The sequence below is a fragment of the Mycobacterium ostraviense genome, assembly GCF_002705925.1.
In the GTDB taxonomy this organism is placed as follows: Bacteria; Actinomycetota; Actinomycetes; order Mycobacteriales; family Mycobacteriaceae; genus Mycobacterium; species Mycobacterium ostraviense.
Genome location: NZ_NKRE01000001.1, coordinates 1 through 20536, shown reverse-complemented (window position 1 = coordinate 20536; position 20536 = coordinate 1). Strand labels below are relative to the sequence as shown.

The window sequence follows — 20536 nt, the reverse complement described above, 5'->3', positions numbered from 1 at the left end:
TGGCGCTGCTGCCGTTACAGTTGGTCCCGATGACCCAAACAGTCGCGCCGCCAGTGCTGACCGTGCGATACAACGGAGCCGAGCGCACCTTCGCAGCAGGCCACGATGTCGTTATCGGCCGTGATCTACGCGCCGACGTCCGTGTCGCGGACCCGCTGATCTCGCGAGTGCACCTGTTGCTGCGCTTCGACCAGGGCCGCTGGATGGCCATCGACAACGGCAGCCTCAACGGCCTCTATGTCAACAACCGCCGCGTACCGGTCGTCGATATCCACGACGGCCAGCGGGTCAACATCGGCAATCCCGACGGTCCGGTGCTGGACTTCGAGGTCGGTCGCCGCCAGCAGGGTTTTGTCGGGCGTCCACCGCCGACGACGGCGATGCCGGTGCCCCCTGTCCCGAGCGGACCACGGCCGGCCCACGCTGCGCCGCAGACCGGCGCCCAATGGCAGCCGCACCAACCGCCACCGCAGCCACCGCCGACCACCCGGATACCCGCCCAACCGCCCGGCGGGCCACAGCACGCGCCGCCGTCGGGGCCGCCGCCGCACTACCCGACCGGCGCTCAACCGGTCCGACCGCAGTCGGGGCCGCAGGCCGCACCGCAGATTTACCGCCCACCCGCGGCGGGTCCGCCACCTCCGGTAACCGTCCGTCCCAGCGGTGAAACGGGCAACATCGCGACGTCGATGATGAAGATCCTGCGGCCCGGCAAAGCGGCGGGGGAGTTGCCGCCTGGCTCGCTGCGGATCGGTCGGGCCGACGACAACGACATCGTCATCCCCGAGGTGCTGGCGTCGCGCCACCACGCCACCCTGGTCCCGACGCCCGGGGGCACCGAGATCCGCGACAACCGCAGCATCAACGGCACTTTCGTCAACGGGGTGCGGGTCGAATCGGCGCTGCTGCATGACGGCGACGTCGTCACGATCGGCAACATCGACCTGGTTTTCGCCGGCGGCGCGCTGGCGCGTCGCGAAGAGACGTTGCTGGAGACGCGCACCGGCGGTTTGGATGTGCGCGGGGTGACGTGGACGATCGAGAACAACAAGACGTTGCTGGACAACATTTCGTTGACCGCGCGCCCGGGAATGCTCACGGCCGTCATCGGTCCCTCCGGCGCAGGCAAGTCGACCTTCGCGCGGTTGGTGGCCGGCTACACGCATCCGACCAGCGGCACGGTGGCGTTCGAGGGCCACAACGTGCATGCCGAATACGCCTCGCTGCGCAGCAGGATCGGCATGGTCCCGCAGGACGACGTGGTGCACGGCCAGCTGACCGTCAAACAAGCGCTGATGTATGCCGCCGAGCTGCGGCTGCCGCCCGACACCACCAAGGAAGACCGGGAACAGGTGGTTGCCCGGGTACTCGAGGAACTCGAGATGTCCAAGCATCTCGAGACCCGGGTCGACAAGCTGTCGGGCGGTCAGCGTAAGCGTGCGTCGGTGGCGTTGGAACTGCTGACCGGACCGTCGTTGCTGATCCTGGACGAGCCGACCTCGGGGCTGGACCCGGCGCTGGACCGCCAGGTCATGACCATGCTGCGACAGTTGGCCGATGCCGGCCGGGTGGTGCTGGTGGTCACCCATTCGCTGACCTATCTCGACGTCTGCGATCAGGTGCTGCTGCTCGCCCCCGGCGGTAAGACGGCGTTCTGCGGGCCGCCCAACCAGATCGGCCCGGCGATGGGCACTACCAACTGGGCCGACATCTTCAGCACGGTCGCCGACGACCCGGACGGCGCCCAGGCCCGGTATCTGTCGCGCACGGGCCCGCCGCCGCCACCACCGCCGGCCGAGCAACCCGCTGAGCTGGGCGATCCGTCGCACACCAGCCTGTTCCGGCAGTTCTCCACGATCGCGCGGCGGCAGATCCGGTTGATCGTCTCCGACCGCGGCTACTTCGTCTTTCTGGCGCTGCTGCCGTTCATCATGGGTTCGCTGTCGATGTCGGTACCCGGTGACGTCGGCTTCGGGTTTCCCAATCCGATGGGCAATGCCCCCAACGAGCCCGGCCAGATCCTGGTGTTGCTCAATGTCGGCGCCGTCTTCATGGGAACCGCGCTGACCATCCGCGACCTCATCGGTGAGCGGCCCATTTTCCGGCGAGAACAGGCGGTCGGCCTGTCCACCACTGCGTACCTGATCGCCAAGATCTGTGTGTACACCGTGTTCGCGGTGGTTCAGTCGGCGATCGTCACGATCATCGTGCTAATCGGCAAGGGTGGCCCGACGCAGGGTGCGGTGGCGCTGGGCAAGCCGGGTCTCGAACTGTTCGCCGACGTCGCGTTGACCTGTGTCGCCTCAGCGATGCTCGGGCTGGCGTTGTCGGCTATCGCCAAATCCAATGAACAGATCATGCCGCTGCTCGTGGTCGCGGTCATGTCGCAGTTGGTGTTCTCCGGCGGCATGATTCCGGTCACCGGGCGTGCCGGCCTCGACCAGATGTCTTGGGCGACACCGGCGCGCTGGGGATTCGCGGCATCGGCCTCCACCGTCGACCTGATCAAGTTGGTGCCCGGCCCACTGACTCCGAAGGATTCGCACTGGCAGCACACGCCCGGCGCGTGGTGGTTCGACATGGGCATGCTGGTTCTGATCAGTGTTTTCTACGTCGGCTTCGTGCGGTGGAAGATCCGCCTGCCGCGCGGCTGATTGTTACCGGTAGGACGACTCAGCCCCGGCCGGTGGATCGATGCAGGGTGAAACCTATCTGGGGTACCGCCAGCACGCCCGGTATCAAGGTCAAGGGGTCGGAGCGCCCGTCGGGCTGGAAGCCCTTCTTCTGGTAGAAGCGCTGCGCCTGATGGTTCATCTCGGCACACCACAGGACTGCGTCATGCGAGGGCTCGGAGCCGAGCGCATGGTCGAGCAAGAGACTGCCGATGCCCCGGCGTTCATGTCCCGCGGCGACGTAGAGGGCGTCGATCTCGAGATGGTCGGGATTGCCCGGCTCCGGGCCGAAGATGCTCACGCCGACGATGCGGCCGCGCGACTCGGCAAGCCACATCGCCCACCCGGCGCGGCTCAACGCCAGCGGGTATTCCCGACCGATCCACGTCTGCCAATCGAAGAGATCGAGCAGCTCGGGGATCACGATTCCCCGGTAGGACAGTCGCCAACTCTGGTAGTGCATCGGCGCGACGTTCGCGTAGTCCGCCGGCTCGGCTTGCCGGATCGAGATACCGTCGGGCATCTCCGTCACGCTCGCTCCCGCTGGTTTTGCTCGAGGGGATGTGTTGAGGGTAGCGCCGCGGCGTGGCGGATTCGCGCCGTGGCGGCTTCGGATGACGCCACGCTGCTTTCCTATCATTTGGTGATGGGTGCCGGTGGGCTCGATGCCGTGGGTTCTGCGGCGTTCAGTGCCGACGAGTCGGCTCGTTACCGTGCGGCCGGTTGGTGGTCGGACACCACGTTGTCTGATGCGGTGCGTCGAAACGCCGAGCTCTTACCCGACCGGGCCGCCTATGTCGACTACCCCGGCGGACCACTGACCTGGCATGAATTTCACTGTGCGGCTATGGCTTTGGCCGAACAACTGGCGAGCGTCGGGGTGGCGCGGGGAGACCGGGTGGCGGTGTGGCACGGCGACTCGGCAGCCATCCACGCGCTGTTCGTCGCGATCGAGCGCTGCGGGGCCGTAGTCGTCGGGCTCGGCGAGCGTGCCGGTCCTCGCGAAGTCGCGCGGATTGTGCGCGATACCCGGCCGAAAATCCTGATCAGCGACCGGCTGCGCAGCCACGCTGCTGCGGGTGTGGCCGCGCAATACCCGGTGCCGTTGCTGGTGCTCGGCCGGCGCGGGGGAGCGCCGGCGCTGAGCGTCGAGACCAAACCCGGGGCGCTGGACATCGACTGCCGGCTCGGGCCCGATGACGTCTTCCTGATCAACTCCACCTCCGGCACCACGGGGCGCCCCAAATGTGTGGTGCATACCCAAAACCGTTGGCACTACTTTCATCTGAAGGCCGTCGCCCATGGGTTGTTGACCGCTGGCGACGTGTTCCTGCCGGTCATCGCGACACCGTTCGGGTTCGGGATCTGGACCAGTCATACGACTCCGATCCATCTTGGCGCCACCGCGGTGATCCTGGACCGGTTCACCACAAGGGCGGCTGCGCAGGCGATAGCCGACCACCGGGTCACGGTGTTGTGTTGTGTGAGTACGCAGTTGACGATGCTGATGGCCGACGCCGGGTGCCGGGATTACGATCTGAGCTCGCTGCGTGTCGTTTTCACCGGCGGTGAGGCGGTGCCGTACCGGCCGGCCGCGGAGTTCGAGGAAATCACTGGGGCCAAGATCTTGCAGTTCTACGGCTCCAACGAGACCGGGCTGCTCAGCGGGACCACGTTGGATGATGAGCGGCAACGCCGGCTGCGGACCGCTGGACGGGTGCTGCCGGAGATGTCGGTCCGGCTTTTCGACGGGGATCGCGACGTCACCGCGACGGGTCGCGGCCAGCCTGCCTGCCGGGGACCGGCGACCAGCCTCGGCTATCTGGACGGCACCGACCACGACAAGCTGTTCACCAGCGACGGGTGGATGCGCATGGGTGACCTCTGCGAGATCGACGCCGAGGGGTACCTGACGGTCACCGGCCGGATCTCCGAGTTCATTGTGCGCGGCGGCAAGAACATCAGTGCGGCGCAGGTCGAAGACGCCGTGCTGACTCATCCGGCGATCGCGGTGGCCGCAGCGGTCGCGATGCCCGATCCGGTGTTCGGCGAAAAGGTCTGCCTCTATGCCGAACTCGTCGGCTCGCGCACCCTGGAGCTGGCCGACCTGGTGAATCATCTGCTGGGCTTGGGCTTTTCCAAGGAGCTACTGCCCGAGCGACTGATCGTGGTCGACGAGCTGCCCCGTTCCTCGGGTGGCAAGGTTGCCAAAAGCGCTCTTCGCGAAGACATTCGCACCAGGATGGAGGTCGATGATGAACACTGCTGAGCCACGCCCGGGCGGTCTGGAGGTGTGGGCGCCGGCCGTGATGCCCCCGATCGGGGTCGAGCTGTCCGATGAGCAGGCGCTGGCCGTGGCCTTCCGCCACCTTGCCGCGATCGGGTTCGCCGAAAACATGGCCGGACACATCACCTGGCAACCCGACGGGCACAGCGACATGCTGGTCAATCCGTGGGGATTGTGGTGGCAGGAGCTCACCGCGTCGGATATCTGCGTGGTGGACGCCGACGCGCAAGTGGTCCGCGGCCGGTGGGATGTCACCCCGGCGATCCACATCCATACCGAACTGCACCGCGTCCGGGATGACGCAAGGGTGGTCATTCACAACCACCCCTACTACGTGTGCGTACTGGCCGCGCTGGGCAGGCTGCCCGACCTGGTGCATCAGACGGGCTCGCTGTTCCTCGACGACCTGTGCCTGGTCGACACCTACGATGGTGAAGTCGACAGCGCTTCCCGCGCAGCCGATCTCGCAGCGCATATCGGAGACGCCAAGCTGACTATTCTGGCCAACCACGGCGTCATCGCAACCGGCCGCACTCTCGCCGAAGCCGTCTACCGCGCGGCGTCGATCGAACGGGTATGCAAGCTGGCCTACGACGTCATGCTCACCGGCAAGGAACCCGTGCAGATGAAATGGACGGACATGGCGGGTATGCAACGCTCGCTTATCGAACGCGCCGCCGACGTGTACTGGGCCGGCGCCGCGCGGATGACCATCAAGGCTGATCCAGAAGTTCTGAGCTGAACGACCATGAAATCGATCGACGAGTTGGCCGCGGACCCGAACTTCACGACCGCCGAGACCGGTGCGAACCGGTCGGTGACCTTTCTGCCCGACCCGCCGCGGGCAAGACGCCACTACACGGTGATCTCGGTCGACGACCACATCGTCGAGCCGCCGGATACCTTCACCGGACGTCTGCCCCGAAGGTTCGCCGACCGGGCGCCGCGCGTGGTGGACACTGCCGAGGGTGGACAGGCGTGGGTCTACGACGGCCAGGTGTTGCCCAACGTCGGCTTCAACGCCGTGGTGGGGCGGCCGGTGGCCGAGTACGGTTTCGAGCCGGTGCGCTTTGACGAGATGCGCAGGGGCGCATGGGATATCCACGAGCGCATTAAAGACATGGATCTTAACGGCGTCTACGCCTCACTGAACTTCCCGTCGTTCTTGCCCGGTTTCGCCGGCCAGCGGCTGCAGCAGGTGACCAAGGATCGCGACCTGGCGCTGGCGTCGGTGCGAGCGTGGAACGACTGGCACCTCGAGGTGTGGGCGGGGTCGTATCCGGACCGGATCATCGCCTGCCAGTTGCCCTGGCTGCTGGATCCCGAACTCGGCGCGACGATGATCCGTGAGAACGCCGAGCGTGGCTTTCACGCGGTCACGTTCACCGAGAACCCGGCGATGCTGGGGTTGCCGAGTATCCATTCGGGCCACTGGGATCCGATGATGGCCGAGTGCGCCGAAACCGGCACGGTGGTCAATCTGCATATCGGGTCGTCGGGTTCGTCGCCGTCCACCACCGACGACGCGCCGCCGGATGTCGCGGGTGTGCTGTTTTTCGCCTATGCCATTTCGGCTGCGGTCGACTGGTTGTACTCCGGTCTGCCCAGCAGGTTCCCCGATCTCAAGATCTGTTTGTCGGAGGGCGGAATCGGCTGGGTCGCAGGACTGCTGGATCGCCTCGACCACATGCTGAGCTATCACCAGATGTATGGCACTTGGCAGGCTCTGGGTGAAAGCCTCACTCCGGCAGAGGTTTTCACCCGCAACTTCTGGTTCTGCGCGGTGGAGGACAAGTCGTCGTTCGTCCAGTACGACCGCATCGGCGCCGACAACGTCATGCTGGAAGCCGACTATCCACACTGCGATTCGACGTGGCCGCACACCCAACAAACAATCTACGAACAGATCGGCGGGCTGCCCGAGCCGGTGATCCGCAAGGTCACCTGGGAGAACGCCGCGCGGTTGTATCGTCACCCGGTGCGGGCCGACATCCAATGCAGCCCTGACGCATTCTGACCGCCGGTCCCGGGTCAGCCCATGTCGAGATCGGCTTCGGCGCAGTAGACGCCGAGCAGGTCGCGAGCCGAAACGATCCCAGCCGGCGTACCGTCCTGCTCCACCAGAACGTGACGGATGTAGCGCTGCATCATCCAGTTGGCCACCTGGTCGACGGTCGCCTCGGCGTCGCACCACACCAGCTTGGTGCTGGCGATGTCTAGGGCCCGTACCGCATTCGGGTCTTTCCCGGCGGCCACGACCCGGACGATGTCGCGTTCGCTGACCAGCGCGGCGGGACGTTCGTCGTCGCCGATGACAATTGCCCCGACGTTGTCGGCGACCATCGCGTTGGCTACATCGGCCACTGTGGCGTCGGCGACGACACGCGCCACCGGGTCACCGGCAACGGTGGAAATCGGAAGCGATCCGGCAGAAGGAAGAGTAGTCACGCCACCATCTCACCCAGCCCCGTCCGCTGGTTCTAGTGACTTGAGTCCTCAAATCAGGTGGCCTTGGTACCGATGCGATGGCCAGCTTGTCCGAGCAACCAGTGCAGCTTAAGGATGGCTTAAGGAGAACCGTCCGGTGCCTCAGGTGCCGGTGGCTCCATCGATGCCGAGTCAACGCCGGCGTCAGCGCGGCAGGTTTCCTGTGTGGTTTGGTAGCAAACCCTGCGAGTACTGTGAATTCGGAAACTTACCCGTGAGTAGGTTTAGCGTCGGATTGCCCGGATGACCGCCCGGTCACGACGGTCCTAGGCGAGGGAGGCCGAAATGTCATTGATGTTCATGGTGCCGAGCTGGTTGAAGCTGCGCGCAAGACCTTGTTGGTCTGCGCTCGGGTATCAACGAGGCCACTGCGGCCGCCGCCGCGCCCACCACCGGGATCCTGGCCGCAGGCGCTGACGAGGTATCGGCGGCTATCTCGGCGTTGTTCAGCTGTCATTTGCCAGGGTGATGGGACCACCGGTTTGCCAGCAGCTAGGGACCACCTGTTTGGCTCACAGGGGATGATCGGGGGTCTTGGGGGTGGTGTCAACTGAGGGTTTTTGGCGTCGCCGGTAGGACTGGCCTTCGATGACGAGTTCGTGGGCTGTGGAGGTGAGCCGATCGACAGCGGATTGGGCCCCTCCTCCTGGGTGGAAGAGTCAAGTGCGCCGCCGTCGATGATCCTCATCCAGTCCGGCTTGGGCCGAGATGTGCTGGTGCGGTATTCGCCCGGGTCGCGGGCAAAGCGTGCCGGGCCCAGCCCGCAGGCTGCTCGCGGCGGCTCGGCAGGGGTGTTTTCGGTGGCCTTTTCCAGCATGGCCGCGATCTTGGGCACCGAGATGACATCGAGCTCCAGGGCGCGTCCGCAGGCGGTATCCACCGGCGCGGCGCCGTAGCGTTTGACCAGCCCGAGTAGCCGATAGACCTGCCGCATCCGCGTCCAGGGCAGCTGGTGATCCAGCAGCCGTTCGGCGTAGATGCCGATATCGGGTCCATGCCCGGCGGCCGTGGCGATCAGCCGGGCCAGATCGCGCATGGCGTAGCCGCTCTTGTCGGCGGGCAGATCGGCGGGGTCGGTGGAGCGGCCCCCGGCCGGTTGGCGGGGATGTGTTTTGACCAGCTGGCCGCGGTGAAACATTTTCACCAACTCACCGTCAGCGCGCACCGAAAGCGTCTGTCCGCGAAGGTGTTCGGGTATCGAGTACAAAGCCTTACCGACCTGCACGTGGTAGTCGCGGTGTACTTTGGCCTGCGCGTAGATCGGCACCTGATAGACCGCGGTGGGCGCGGGCAACAACAGAGCAGCCTCACACTCGGCGAACACCACCGCCGGGCGGGCGCAGATGGTGCCATGGATACGCTGGCCGGCCTTATCGGCGCACCAGGCTTCGGCGCGGGCTTGGGCATCGGCCAGATCCACGAATTCTTCGCCGGCGAAGAAGTTGCCGCGCACGTACTGCACCATCCGCTCGACCCGAGGTTTATCTTTCGGGTGGGCCACCCGCGCCGGGTCGGTGACAAACCCACGGGCCTGGGCGTACTCCAACCAGCCCACGCTGAACTGCGGGTTAACTGAATCCGCCTTGGGCACAACCGGTGTCATATTGTCGGGGATTAGCACCTTAAAGACGCCGCCGAAGAACCGCCAGGCGGCCTCACACCCGGCGATGATCGCCTCCAGGGTTTGGGAAAACGTCAACCACACGAACATGTGCCGCGAATACACGGCGGTGAAGATCAGCGCGTGCACCACTCGCCGCCGACCAGCCGAAGAGTCAAACAGCATCCCCATCCGGGCGAAATCGATCTGACACTCCGCACCGGGTTCGCCGTCGACCACCGGCACCGTGCCACCCCGGCCTTGATACTCGGTGCGCTGCTCGCAGTAACGGTGCAAGGTGCGCTGCGGCACCAGCACCCCGTCCCGCGCCAAAAGGTCACCGATCTTGACCACGGTCAAACCCGCACTGACCCACTTGGCGATCCGATCATGGTTGGCGCACAACAATTCCCACGCCGCACCGTGCCCATTGGGGCGATCCGGGCGCACCGCCTCCACCACCGCGGCGATCAACTCATCAGTCAGCTGATCAGGGTCGCCGCCGCGATCCAAACCCGCCGCCACCGCCGCGTCGGTATACCGGCGAGCGGTCTTGCGGTCCACCCCGGCCAGCGCGCCGACCCTGCGCAAGCCAGCACCCAACATCCACACCCGCAACATCTCACGTACCTCGATCACCGAAACCTCCCGAAACATCCAGCGGACCTCCTCCACATCGATCGATGTGAAGCGATCCGATCCAGTAATCGAGCAACCACCGGCACGACACGCCGGTGGTCCCATTACTGGCAAACGGGTGGTCCCATGACCGTGGCTAAACCCAGCTCAAACCGGTCCCATCACCGTGGCGGGCGACATTCAGCGCACACGGTCAGGAATTTCAAGCCGTCAGCGCTCAGGCTGGAGTCTTTCACGACGAGTTTGTGAGCCTATTGAGCGCTGGCGCCGGCGCATATGCCCATGCGGAGGCCGCCGGTGCACGGAGTCTGCTGAGTGCGGTGAACGCGCCCGCCCAGGCGTTGCTGCGCGGGCCGCTGATCGGGGGTGACACCGCTGCGGCGAGGGCGCTAGGGAGCGGCGCCGCCGCCGCGCTGGTGTCTGGTCCGATTCAGGCTGAGCTGCAAAGCATTTCGGAAACGATCAGCAACGCATCGGCTGTGCTTCGCACCTTCGGGGCCCACGGTCGCCGGCCCGTACCAGACGCTGTTCTCGAATACGGTCGCCAACCTGCAGAGCCTCGGAAGCGCCGTAGCTGCCAATCCGGCGCCCTTCCTGTACCAGTTCATCGCCAACCAGGTGGGCTACGGCCAATTGGCCGCCACAGCAGTGCACAACGCCGTCACCAACTTCCCGGCGGTGTTGAGCCAATGCGCCGGCGAATGTCCAAGCCGCCTTCCGGTCCCTTGCCGCTGCTGATCCAGCAGCCTTCATACACCAGGTGATCACCAACCAGATGGGGTTTACGCGATGGCCGGCCTGGAGCATCTAATCCACTGCGCGGCTGAACTTCTCGCTGGAAGTTGGGAATCGGGTATCGGCGGCACCGGTGATTCGTGTGGAACTGTGATTGCCGTCGCGGACGGCCGGTGAACCTGCTGGCGAGACCGGCACCGATCTGTTGGGCGCAACAGATCGGGTCTGCGACGGCCATCCTCCCTTGTGTCCCAGGCAGTCTGGTGCGACCGGAGAGAGAGGGCCGATGTAGGGGAATCCCGTGGTGGGCAGGCGTTTTCTGTGCGTCGCTGGTCGGTGGGCGCCACTGCCTTGCCGGCGTGGGATTCACCGCTCGCCCGGAAGATCATCCGGTCGTCTCGGGGCTGGACGCACTCCGGCGGGCGGCTCGCGACTGGACCTTGTCGGTCCTGATAGAAGCTCTACGTGACCCAATCAGGTTGCTGGGCAACGTCGATGGCGGAGAAGTCTTTGTGTCCCAGACCGGCCACGGTGCCGCCGTCGACGACGAATTCCGAACCGGTGGAATAACTCGACTCGTCACTGGCCAGGTACACGACGAGGTTGGACACCTCCTGCGGTTCGGCGGCGCGGCCGAGCGCGGTCTGGAACAGGTCCTCGGGCACCCACTGCGTCATTGGTGTCTTGACGAGTCCGGGATGAATGGAGTTCACCCGGATTCCGTTGACTCCGAGTTCGACCGCCGTCGACTTGGTCAAGCCTCGCACCCCGAACTTGGTCGCGGTATAGCCGTGGGAGGCCATGGTGCCGGCCAGCCCTTCGATGGAGGAGACATTGATGATGGACCCGCGGCCGGCAGCTTTCATGGGCTTGACGACCGCGCGGATGCCCAGGAACACGCCGGTGAGGTTGACGTCGAGAATCCGCCGCCATTCCGACAGTGCGTAGTCCTCGATGGTTCCGATGTTGAGGATGCCGGCGTTGTTCACCAGAATGTCGAGCCCGCCGAACCTGCTCAGCGCCGCCTCAACCGCTGCCTCCCATTGATCGGGATCGGTGACGTCGAGGTGGACGTAGTAGGCCGCGTCTCCGATCTCGGCGGCCACGGCGTTGCCCTCCTCGTCGAGGATGTCGCCGAAGACCACTTTGGCGCCCTCGGCCACCAGCGCCCGCACGTGCGAGGCCCCCATTCCCCGGGCGCCCCCGCTGACAAGAGCGACTTTGCCGGTCAGTCGGTTTGGCATTCCTCGATACTTCCACGATGCCATCCGCGAAGACCATGGCCCTCGCCGAGTGAGCAGCCCGCTTCGGTACGCTCGGGACCGTCCGCACGCTGGGCCGGTGAGATCTGGAGATTGATGGGCAATTGTGGCACCTCCCAAAGTCGACTTCAGTTCCGTCGGTTGGGGCTCGGTGGAATGGACGAACTTGGTGACCCTGTATTTGCGTGCGTGTGAAAGTCGTTCCCGCAAACCCATTCTGGGTGATCGGGCGGCCGCCGAAGCGGTGGATCGGATCGACTACGACTTCAAGCGGATACATCGCACCTCGCTGCCCGCCACCAATCAGTATCTGGTGGTGCTGCGCGCCAAGCAGCTCGACGACTGGTGCGCTGATTTCCTTCGACGGCACCCCGATGCGGTTGTACTGCACCTCGGTTGCGGGCTGGACAGCCGAGCATATCGTCTTGCGGTACCCGCGTCGGCGCTGTGGTTCGATCTCGACCAGCCGAGCGTCATCGACTTGCGCCGCCGGCTGTACGACGAAATGGACAACTACCGCATGATCGGCTCGTCGGTGACCGATCCCGGCTGGCTACAGCGGATTCCGACCGGACGCCCCACGCTGGTCGCCGCCGAAGGGCTGCTGATGTACCTTGCCGAAGGCGACGTCCGGCAGCTGCTCGCGCGTCTGACCGACCGATTCGAGCACGGTGAAATGCTTTTCGACACCATCTCGCCGATGGGTCCCCGGCTGTCGAAGATATTCACCAAAGGCATCGTCAAGTGGGGCATCGGCGATGTCCGAGACATTGAACAGTGGAACCCGAGGCTGCGTTTCCGCGAACAGACCTCCGCACTGGCCAGTTATCAGAAGATCGAGGCGACGCCGGTGCGGTTGATGTACCGGCTGCTGCATGCGACGTTCGGCGACTATGACGTGCTGAGCCGCTTCGAATACTGAGCTGCCGGATCGACTAGCGTCGAGCGAATGGAACTAACCGGCAAGACTGTCCTGCTCACCGGCGCCACCGGCGGCCTCGGACGAGCGATCGCCGCGGCGCTCGCCGACCGCGGCGCACGACTGATACTGAGCTCCCGCAAACCGGCGGAGCTGGACAAGCTCGCGGCTTCGTTGAGTGGACTCGACCATCGGACGATCGTCAGCGACCTGTCTGACTCCGGCGCCGCGGTTGCCTTGCTCGCCGAAGCAGGGGAGATCGACGTCCTGGTCGCCAATGCCGCGCTGCCGGCCTCCGGAAAACTCGAAAGCTTCACCGCCGAGCAGGTGAACCGTGCGCTGCGGGTCAACCTTGAGGTGCCGGTACAACTGACGCGCGAACTGATTCCGGTGTTCACCAATCGAAGGTCTGGGCATTTCGTCTTCCTCTCATCGATCTCCGGCAAGGCCGCCACACCGCGCGCCTCGCTCTATGCGGCAACGAAATTCGGCATCCGGGGCTTCGCGCTGTGCCTGCGCGACGATCTGCGGCCGGCCGGGGTGGGTGTCTCGGTGGTCAGCCCGGGGGCAATCGGCGGCGCCGGGATGTTCGCCGATTCGGGGGCCGCCATGCCGCCGCTGATCGGCACCGGCACGCCCGAACAGGTCGGTGTGGCGGTAGTCACCGCCATCGAGCGAAATCGCGCCGAGGTCACCGTGGCTCCGCTGCGTCAGCGGGCGCTGGCCCGGTTCGCGGCGAACGCTCCCGAGATGTCGTCCCGGCTGGCCGGGGGGATCGTCGCCAAGGCGGCGGACGAGATCGCGGCAGGTCAGACCGACAAGCGGTAACGGCACGGCGGTAGCGACCTCGCTTACATCGAGGCCGTGCGGTATCAGAACGGGGGTGGTTCGTCGTTGGTGTCGGGTGGGGCGGGTCCGGTTTGATTGGTGTGTTCGGTTTGTGGGGTGGTGCGGGCGTGGTGGTTGCGGCGGCGTTCGGTGGCGATGCGTTGGGCGCGGTCTTGCGCGCGAGTGCGGCGGCGTCTGGGCATCATCGCAGTGCGCCCGGCATACGGGTCAGATGTTTGGGTTTGGTGGGTGGGGAGATCGGTGGTGGGTGCGCACAGGCGGGGAAACAGCAGTGCACTGCCGGGGGTGGTGACATAGGTGTGCCCGGTCGGAGAGGTCAGGATCAGGGTGCCGTCGGGCAGTTGTTGGTCCTTCCAGCCCCAAAAGGTCTTGATCAAATGGTGAGTTCTGCAGTAGCACTTGAGGTTTGACGCATGGGTGGGCCCGCCGGCGGCGTAGGGGATGGTGTGGTCGAGGTCACATTCGAAGGCCGGGCGATCACAGCCGGGCCAGCGACACGTCAGATCGCGGCAGCGCACGAAATCAGCCAACGCCTTCGACGGCACATACCCTGGCTCCGGGCCGGTGTCGGCGGGGTGGGTCAGCGGTATCAGTTTGGCCGAGGCGGCTAACTCGGCCACCAGTTCGGGGCCGATGAACCCGTCGGCGCAGACTTGGGACGCCGGCGTCTCCGCCCGGCCGTCGAGGCTGACCTGCTCGGCGATCACATGGACTATCACCGGGGAGGCGGCCGGCCGTTTTCCGGCAGCGCAGTCAGTTCGCCCGCAGCCACACCCCAGCCGATCGGCCCCGGCGGCCAAGGCCCCCAACGCATCGGCGCGGCGCTGGGCACGGGTGCGCGGATCATGGGCACATACCGTGGTCGCCAGCGCGGTTAGCCGCTCGTCCAGCGCGTGGGCATCGGGGGTGAACAGGGTGCCCTCGATCTGGGAGATGCCGCCGATGCCTTCGTCGATGCGGATCTGGCGCTCGGTCTGCTGTTCTTTGCGGCGCCGCACCGCATCGGCGTCGGCGTTGGCCACGATCTTGTCGACCAGTGCGCCCAGCCGGCCCCGGCTGAGCGAGGGGCAGCGCGGCACCAGCGCCGCCAGCTGGGCATCAACGGCGGCCAGCACCTGGGGATCCTCGATCAGCTCGGTGCGATAGGCCATCGTTTGAAACGCCCGATAGTCGATGTCGCCGGCCTTGAACACCTCGGCGACCTGCGGCAGCCGCTCACGCATCACCCGGGCATAGCGCAGCCGGCTGGCCGCTAACCCCTGGCTGATCCGCAACGCCGCCCCAACTTCGGCGGTCACCGCCTCCATCGTGTCGATGGCCCAGTCATCGGTCTCTGAACACCGGGAAAGCCGATAGGCAAACAGGTCACCGATCGCGCTCAGCTGTGCGGCAGCGGCCCGATTCTCTGTCCGCCCCGCCGCACACATCCGATCAACCAACCCCGCCGACTCGAGCGTCTTGGATGGATGACGGCGCTCAAACCACTCATCCATCTCAGCGATCTCACCGCGGCGGTTCTCGAACATAAGTTCGATTATGCCATAGCGGGCGGACAATACCGCGTGTCCACCGTCAGGCTGTGGATAACCCGCAAGGCTCTCGGCCGCCCGCCAGCTGAGTCGGGCAGCCCGTGGATCGGCGGTGCAGCACCGAGCCGAAGGAGTTGCCATCGTCGATGACACTGGCGAACAGTTTCACTCTGCGGCGTTGAGCGCAGCGGCCTCGGTGAAGCTTCGGCACGATAGCAGCGGTTCCCTACGCGTCCCAAGATGATTCACGACGCACGGCTAGACCAATTCGGTGACCGTGCTACGAGAGGCGCAGCATTGGGCATCGTCATCGAGGCCATTACGGGAGCTCGCCGCGGTGGGACGGGCAGTAGACGACCACTGATGCGGTGCTGAACCTGACCGCGGTTCTATTGACGCGATCAGAAACTCGCTGTAAGGACGGATCGTCCGCATAAATCATGTCGGTATTCTCGTTCACTGTCCTCTGGAACGACGTGCCGTGATCGAGTTCCTTACAAATTTGATGGGCTCGGGCTATTAATACCGGCACGTTGTCGACGGCGGGGATTTCCAATTCAGCGAGCAGCGCCAGAAACTGCTGGTCCTGATTTGGGTCTGCGCCTGCCACACCACCACAGACAATTGCAGCGATCACCACCGCCGAAGCACTAACTAGAGTTCCTGTTGTGGACACGGCGGGATTCCATTCCGTTACGGGTCGCCGGATGGAGATCGGATCCATCGACACCAGCGCATCCTGGCCCTAATGAATAAGGTGATTGGCGACGTACACGACGGCTATACAGTCGCATGACTAAATCAAAACATAACGGTGCGGCGTCGTCTATGACGACGGCCATGCACAAGCTGGCAACACCCGCTGAGTATGCGGTAATCACCGCCTGATTTTGATAGGCACCGCCTCGCGGTCCTGCACCGGTGCCGGTGACGATGTGGCTCCGATCGGCTCGCGGTCATCCTGCGGTGTATGAGCCGATTCACCGGGCCAGTGCTGGCAGGCAAACGGGGATTCCTCGGAAATCAGCCCATTGACGCTGTCGCCGACGTTGAAGATGACCACTACACCGGCGACGGGGCGGGAATCAGCGGCCAACGGCATCTCGCGGCGGCCCGATTCGGGCGAGGCCGGCCGGGCACTAATGCCCAAGGGACGGTACGCATGGCACTGATCAAGACAGACCCCCTGGGCGAGCTTCCGCCCGCGCCGCCGCCGCCACAACTGTCGCCCAGGCCAGTGGCGGTCGTCCTGGCCAGTAACCGTAGCCGTAGGATCTCGTCGATTTCGATCACGCCAGCTCCCGGTAACTCATTGGGTGCTTGGCGAAGCGCAAGCGCTGCACCGCATCTCGGGTCCAGACTGTCCAGCAGGCGCCCCGGTATGCCCGATGATGGCATCCTTGCCTGGTGGGACTGCTGTTTCGGCTGCTCGAATTGTTGGTGCTGGCCGCTCCGGTCATCGGCGTGATCTATGCCGGCATCCGGGCGCTCTCGTCCCTGAAGAGGCAACGGGAGGCGTTGAGCGATCCCGCTGATCCTGCGGCGGCCGACTCTGGTGAAACCGGCAATCAAGCATCGCGTTGGCGAGCAATACGTCGCGCGATCGATGCACACGACCACACCGATGCTCGCTGGCTTCAGTACGAGCTCGATGCCGCCAAGCTCCTCGACTTCCCGGCCATGACCGACATGCGAGATCCGCTGACGACGGCCTTTCACAAAGCCAAACTGGCGGCCGACTTCCATCGGCCGGTTCGTGCGGAAGATCTTCTTGACGACCGGGAGGGTGCGCGACAGTACCTCGAGGCTGTCGAAAACTATGTGACCGCCTTCAATGCGGCGGAGACAGAGGCCATTCGCAAAGGCAGAAGCGACTTCTCCCGAGACGAACGGCAGCGGCTGGCGCGTGCCCAGAGCCTGTTGCGGGTGGCGGCCGACACTTCCGCGACGCAGCAGGAGCGACAGCGGGCATATGGTTTGGCGCGTACCGAACTCGACGGCCTCATCATGTTGCCGGGCAGCACCCGGGCCAGCATCGAGCGCGGAATCGCGGGCGAAATCGACGGGTAACCACGGTCTGAATCCGCTGCGGCGTGTCCTGCGCGGAGCTACTGCTCGGCGATCAACCCGCGTCGCTGTGCAGGCGCACCATCCGCGTGGTGCTGCTCTCGTCAAGATCGACCACGTCACTACGGGAACGCAGAAAGTCGCTGAACGACTTGAAGCCCAGGGATTTCTCGCTGAACGACGGGTCCATCCGCTTCATCTGGGCCTTGACCATCGAGTTGTGCTGCCAGTCCGCGTCGTCCTTCTCCTGGCCGATCCGCAGCGCGCGTTCGAGAAGTCTGGTGGCGGCGGCCTGCGGGTCGGGTGGAGTAGGCTCCTCGTCCGCCTCCGCGGTGCTGGCGTGCCGTCCTCGTTTCTTGGGCTGCGCCGCTACGACCGTGGTGGATATCCCGGGCAGCGTGTCATAGGTGACGAACTCGTCGCAGGCTGCGGCCAGCGACTGACTGCTGGCACCGGCCACGCCGATGCCGACGACATACCGGCCCAGCCGCTTACAGCGTTGCGCTAGTGCGATGTAGTCGGAGTCACCGCCGACGATCACCACATGGGTCAAGTCGGGCAGCCGGAACATATCCTCGACGGCATCGACGGCCAGACGGATGTCGGCTCCGTTCTTGCCGTACGCGGCCGCCGGGAACAGCTGCACGAGATCGACCGCGCGTCCGACCAGCTGGCCGTGGTAGCGGGCGTTCACCTCGGCCGACCAATCCGCGTACGCGCGGGTGAGCACCAGGGTGCCGAACGACGAGGCGAAGTCCATGATTGCGCCCAGGTCGACGGTCGCCGCCCGCAGCCGCTCCGGGTCCAGACCCTTGGCCTTCTCCTTTTGGAAGGTGCCGCGTCCGTGCACTTGGTCGTAGCGCGAGATCACGATGTTGTCGAAGTCGAAGTAGACGGCCACTCGGGTCGCGCTGGAATCGGTCATGATCGTCATCGTGCCGTGTGCCACACCCACATGGCGGCAGAACGGAGTGACAGTGACCGCGACCAAGCGCAGCACCGCAGCCGTCGTCGGCGTGCACAACACCCGCCAGGGCCGCCGCCTCGACGGTGAAACCTCTCGTAGCCTGGCGGTCAAGGCCATTCGGGGCGCCCTCGATGACGCCGGCCTCGACCTCGAAGACGTGGACGGGATCAGTGCCGGCGCGCTGTCCACCACACTGATCTACGACCTGCGCCTCGGGCCGGCCTGGCAGGGACTGACCGCCGGGATCGGCATGATCACCGAGGCCGTCACCGCGATCGAGCATGGCATGGCCGACGTGGTGGTTCTCGTCGCCGCCCAGGCCGGCGAGTATCGCGATCATGAGGCCACGGCGCCGTGGACCCGGCCGGAGAACGAGTTCGTGGCGCCGTGGGGGATGTTCACGGCCGCCGAGTTCGCTCTCATCGCTCGTCGTCACATGCACGTCTATGGCACGACGCGCGAACAGCTGTCCATCGTTGCCGCCACCATCCGCAACAACGGCTCGCGGAACCCGGAGGCGGTGTACTACCAACGCGGACCGTTCACCCCTGACGACATCACCGCATCACGGGCCATAGCCGAGCCCTTTCACCTGCTCGATTGCGCCACCACCTCCGAGGGAGGCTGTGCCCTGGTAGTGGCGAACCTGGACAAGGTGCAGGTCGCCAGACAGCCGATCTACGTGTTGGGCAGCGGCGCAGATCATTACGGCCCGTCGTATCAGCACCCACCCGCATGGGACCTCGCGGGGCGGCGCGGTGGTCAGGTCAATGGTCTGGTGGGCAGCCGTGCGGCCGATCGTGCGTTCGCGCATTCCGGGCTGCGTCGTGACGAGGTGGATGTGCTGGAACTCTATGATCCGTTCTCGTTCGAGATCATCCGTCAGCTGGAGGCGTTCGGCTTCTGCGCCGAGGGCGAAGGCGGACCGTTCGTCGCCGACGGTCACATCGCCATCGGCGGCAGCCACCCGGTCACCACCGACGGCGGAACGATGTCGTTCAGTCATGCCGGAAATAATCCGCAAATGATGCAGCGCGCGATCCGGGCGGTTCAGCAGCTGCGCGGTGAGGCGGGCGCATTTCAGGTTCCGAACGCGCGTATCGCGTTGTGCAGCAATGGGGGAGCGGGCGCACTGTTCACCACGGTGCTGATCCTCGGTGACGAACCGCGATGAGTTCGGGCGAGGTGTTGCGGCCGCAAACCGGTCCCGTACCGCACGTGAGCACCGCGCTCAGCGCTGCTTTTTGGGACGGATGCCGGGCAGGCGAGCTGCGCTATCAACGCTGTCAGGCGTGCGGCGCCACCAATTTCCCGCCGGCCGAGCACTGCCGGCAGTGTCTGTCCGGGAATCTCACCTGGACGCCCAGTGCCGGGATCGGCGAAATATACAGCTGGACAGTGGTTTACCGGCCGGTGACACCCGAGTTCGAGCTGCCATATGCGCCGGCGATCGTCACGCTGGACGAGGGCTACCAAATGCTGACTAACATCGTCGGCGTAGCACCGGCGGATCTGGCCATCGGCATGCGGGTGCGGTTGCGATTCCACGAGATTGGCTCTGATTTGACGCTCCCATATTTCACGCCGTCTTAGACCAGTGTCGACCACAGCTGTCGAACGCCACCGAGTAGGCCACCGACCAGCCCGGGCGGGCGTTCAGTTTGCGCGGGTGCTCGACCACGGCGTGGCTCGAGCCCGCCCCGTCGATGGTGATCAACAGGTTGCGCCGCCACTTCGCCGGGATCGCGGCGATCGCCGCGTCGATGAACCAATCCGTAGTAGCCCGCATCTGATAGGTGCACTCCTCGATCGATTCTCCAACGCCAGCAAACGTCGATTATCGTTGAGGCAGTGCACCTTTCACGTCCACGACACACCTCAGCACCGAATTGCGTGAACTATCGAGGTGAACGCCTCCCACAATTTGAGGAGGATCATCGGCGGGGCGTTGCTGTCGGGTGGCCTCGCGGTAGCCGGCCTGAGTCTGGGCCGCTGGGATCGCCCAGGGCCAGGCCGGTCCTGTTCCGCTCCATCCCGGCCCGTTCCCACCGACGACAACGGTTGGGGTCCACCAAAGCAGTGGTGCCCAGGGGAACCCCCTGCCGGCGACCGGTAATCACGTGACCGACCCATTTCGCGGTTGGGATATGTCGGTGTGTCACACCTACTACTACCTGTGGCCAGGAATGGGCAATGTGTCCAACATGATTTGGGACGGGGACGACCCGCCACCGAAGCCCCCCGGCTCGGGGTACCAACCTCCGCCGCCACTTCCGCCGGGGTTGTGCTGGCCTACCGGCAGCTTCATTCCCGTGCCGATTGCGTGCCCGTAGTCTCGATCCGCGGATGGACGTCCATGCCGTGAGTCGCTTCTGTGACTGATGGTGCGCTATTCACTGTCGCGTCCAACAGCTCGACGGCGTTCTAGGAGGGTGGTGTTTTACGGCCATTGCGGGGACGCTGGTTGACCGGTTGGGCTGTTGGGCAGGGCCTGTGTCGTCGTGAGTGCTTCCTAGCTCAGGT

Annotated in this window: 17 protein-coding genes and 1 pseudogene; 10 read left to right on the top strand and 8 right to left on the bottom strand. The window is 65.2% G+C overall.

Features of this window, described 5'->3' with window-relative positions; all coding sequences use genetic code 11:
• Positions 1–29: 29 nt before the first annotated feature.
• Positions 30–2654, top strand: coding sequence for an FHA domain-containing protein (locus CDN38_RS00105; protein WP_075510399.1), 2625 nt, complete (start codon positions 30–32; stop codon positions 2652–2654).
• 19 nt (positions 2655–2673) lie between these two features.
• Here the strand turns inward: CDN38_RS00105 and CDN38_RS00100 are convergent, their stop codons facing one another.
• Positions 2674–3195, bottom strand: coding sequence for a GNAT family N-acetyltransferase (locus tag CDN38_RS00100; protein ID WP_233027136.1), 522 nt, complete (start codon positions 3193–3195; stop codon positions 2674–2676).
• 123 nt (positions 3196–3318) lie between these two features.
• Here CDN38_RS00100 and CDN38_RS00095 point away from each other — a divergent pair, with 123 nt between their 5' ends.
• The 3 genes from CDN38_RS00095 to CDN38_RS00085 are packed head-to-tail and all read left to right on the top strand — an operon-like array spanning position 3319 to position 6976.
• Complete coding sequence (locus CDN38_RS00095) at positions 3319–4941, top strand: class I adenylate-forming enzyme family protein (RefSeq protein WP_075510418.1); 1623 nt, start codon at positions 3319–3321, stop codon at positions 4939–4941.
• A complete protein-coding gene (locus CDN38_RS00090; RefSeq protein WP_075510401.1) occupies positions 4928–5701 on the top strand; it encodes a class II aldolase/adducin family protein in 774 nt (257 codons plus the stop codon). Before CDN38_RS00095 ends, CDN38_RS00090 begins: the two co-directional genes overlap by 14 nt.
• Before the next feature lie 6 nt (positions 5702–5707).
• Complete coding sequence (locus CDN38_RS00085) at positions 5708–6976, top strand: amidohydrolase family protein (protein ID WP_075510402.1); 1269 nt, start codon at positions 5708–5710, stop codon at positions 6974–6976.
• A 14-nt stretch (positions 6977–6990) separates the two neighbouring features.
• On the opposite strand, the gene CDN38_RS00080 is transcribed toward CDN38_RS00085, so the two are convergent.
• Both CDN38_RS00080 and istA read right to left on the bottom strand, forming a co-directional pair.
• A complete protein-coding gene (locus CDN38_RS00080) occupies positions 6991–7407 on the bottom strand; it encodes a CBS domain-containing protein (RefSeq protein WP_075510403.1) in 417 nt (138 codons plus the stop codon).
• Positions 7408–7744: 337 nt separating this feature from the next.
• The gene (gene istA, locus CDN38_RS00065) at positions 7745–9703 is read right to left on the bottom strand and encodes an IS21 family transposase (protein ID WP_438502276.1); all 1959 of its coding nucleotides are present in this window, start codon (positions 9701–9703) and stop codon (positions 7745–7747) included.
• Between the two features lie 167 nt (positions 9704–9870).
• On the opposite strand from istA, the pseudogene CDN38_RS31620 reads away from it, so the two are divergent.
• A pseudogene (locus tag CDN38_RS31620) lies at positions 9871–10449 on the top strand (PE family protein); the annotation flags it as partial.
• 432 nt (positions 10450–10881) lie between these two features.
• Here the strand turns inward: CDN38_RS31620 and CDN38_RS00055 are convergent.
• Positions 10882–11664, bottom strand: a complete 783-nt coding sequence (locus CDN38_RS00055; RefSeq protein ID WP_075510404.1) for an SDR family oxidoreductase — start codon at positions 11662–11664, stop codon at positions 10882–10884.
• 121 nt (positions 11665–11785) lie between these two features.
• Between CDN38_RS00055 and CDN38_RS00050 the strand changes: the two genes are divergently transcribed.
• Together CDN38_RS00050 and CDN38_RS00045 are read left to right on the top strand one after the other, a co-directional pair.
• Entirely contained in the window at positions 11786–12604 is an 819-nt protein-coding gene (locus CDN38_RS00050; RefSeq protein ID WP_075510405.1) for a class I SAM-dependent methyltransferase, read from the top strand.
• Positions 12605–12631: 27 nt separating this feature from the next.
• Positions 12632–13429, top strand: coding sequence for an SDR family NAD(P)-dependent oxidoreductase (locus tag CDN38_RS00045; protein WP_099318713.1), 798 nt, complete (start codon positions 12632–12634; stop codon positions 13427–13429).
• Positions 13430–13473: 44 nt separating this feature from the next.
• Here CDN38_RS00045 and CDN38_RS00040 read toward each other — a convergent pair whose 3' ends face one another.
• Both CDN38_RS00040 and CDN38_RS00035 read right to left on the bottom strand, forming a co-directional pair.
• Entirely contained in the window at positions 13474–14976 is a 1503-nt protein-coding gene (locus tag CDN38_RS00040) for an HNH endonuclease signature motif containing protein (RefSeq protein WP_099318712.1), read from the bottom strand.
• Between the two features lie 322 nt (positions 14977–15298).
• Positions 15299–15703: a DUF732 domain-containing protein gene (locus CDN38_RS00035; protein ID WP_233027135.1), complete on the bottom strand. Its 405-nt coding sequence runs from the start codon at positions 15701–15703 to the stop codon at positions 15299–15301.
• Positions 15704–16386: 683 nt separating this feature from the next.
• Between CDN38_RS00035 and CDN38_RS00025 the strand changes: the two genes are divergently transcribed.
• Positions 16387–17049 (top strand): hypothetical protein, encoded by a 663-nt coding sequence (locus CDN38_RS00025; RefSeq protein ID WP_075510410.1) that lies wholly within the window; start codon positions 16387–16389, stop codon positions 17047–17049.
• A 52-nt stretch (positions 17050–17101) separates the two neighbouring features.
• On the opposite strand, the gene CDN38_RS00020 is transcribed toward CDN38_RS00025, so the two are convergent.
• Entirely contained in the window at positions 17102–17971 is an 870-nt protein-coding gene (locus CDN38_RS00020; RefSeq protein WP_075510419.1) for an NYN domain-containing protein, read from the bottom strand.
• Positions 17972–18023: 52 nt separating this feature from the next.
• On the opposite strand from CDN38_RS00020, the gene CDN38_RS00015 reads away from it, so the two are divergent.
• Together CDN38_RS00015 and CDN38_RS00010 are read left to right on the top strand one after the other, a co-directional pair.
• A complete protein-coding gene (locus tag CDN38_RS00015; RefSeq protein WP_075510420.1) occupies positions 18024–19187 on the top strand; it encodes a thiolase family protein in 1164 nt (387 codons plus the stop codon).
• On the top strand, positions 19184–19606 hold the full coding sequence (locus CDN38_RS00010) for a Zn-ribbon domain-containing OB-fold protein (RefSeq protein ID WP_075510411.1): 423 nt from the start codon (positions 19184–19186) through the stop codon (positions 19604–19606). Before CDN38_RS00015 ends, CDN38_RS00010 begins: the two co-directional genes overlap by 4 nt.
• Here CDN38_RS00010 and CDN38_RS00005 read toward each other — a convergent pair.
• Positions 19593–19802: a hypothetical protein gene (locus tag CDN38_RS00005; RefSeq protein WP_099318711.1), complete on the bottom strand. Its 210-nt coding sequence runs from the start codon at positions 19800–19802 to the stop codon at positions 19593–19595. The two genes, CDN38_RS00010 and CDN38_RS00005, sit on opposite strands and share 14 nt — an antisense overlap.
• Positions 19803–20536 lie beyond the last annotated feature (734 nt).

Excerpts from the sequence above, each read along its gene's own strand:
- CDN38_RS00100 (WP_233027136.1), bottom strand. The coding sequence starts at position 3,195 with ATGCCCGACGGTATCTCGATCCGGCAAGCCGAGCCGGCGGACTACGCG.
- CDN38_RS00095 (WP_075510418.1), top strand. The coding sequence starts at position 3,319 with ATGGGTGCCGGTGGGCTCGATGCCGTGGGTTCTGCGGCGTTCAGTGCC.
- CDN38_RS00040 (WP_099318712.1), bottom strand. The coding sequence starts at position 14,976 with ATGTTCGAGAACCGCCGCGGTGAGATCGCTGAGATGGATGAGTGGTTT.
- CDN38_RS00020 (WP_075510419.1), bottom strand. The coding sequence starts at position 17,971 with ATGACCGATTCCAGCGCGACCCGAGTGGCCGTCTACTTCGACTTCGAC.
- CDN38_RS00090 (WP_075510401.1), top strand. The coding sequence starts at position 4,928 with ATGAACACTGCTGAGCCACGCCCGGGCGGTCTGGAGGTGTGGGCGCCG.
- CDN38_RS00010 (WP_075510411.1), top strand. The coding sequence starts at position 19,184 with ATGAGTTCGGGCGAGGTGTTGCGGCCGCAAACCGGTCCCGTACCGCAC.
- istA (WP_438502276.1), bottom strand. The coding sequence starts at position 9,703 with ATGTTTCGGGAGGTTTCGGTGATCGAGGTACGTGAGATGTTGCGGGTG.
- CDN38_RS00035 (WP_233027135.1), bottom strand. The coding sequence starts at position 15,703 with ATGGATCCGATCTCCATCCGGCGACCCGTAACGGAATGGAATCCCGCC.
- CDN38_RS00105 (WP_075510399.1), top strand. The coding sequence starts at position 30 with ATGACCCAAACAGTCGCGCCGCCAGTGCTGACCGTGCGATACAACGGA.
- CDN38_RS00005 (WP_099318711.1), bottom strand. The coding sequence starts at position 19,802 with ATGCGGGCTACTACGGATTGGTTCATCGACGCGGCGATCGCCGCGATC.
- CDN38_RS00055 (WP_075510404.1), bottom strand. The coding sequence starts at position 11,664 with ATGCCAAACCGACTGACCGGCAAAGTCGCTCTTGTCAGCGGGGGCGCC.
- CDN38_RS00085 (WP_075510402.1), top strand. The coding sequence starts at position 5,708 with ATGAAATCGATCGACGAGTTGGCCGCGGACCCGAACTTCACGACCGCC.
- CDN38_RS00045 (WP_099318713.1), top strand. The coding sequence starts at position 12,632 with ATGGAACTAACCGGCAAGACTGTCCTGCTCACCGGCGCCACCGGCGGC.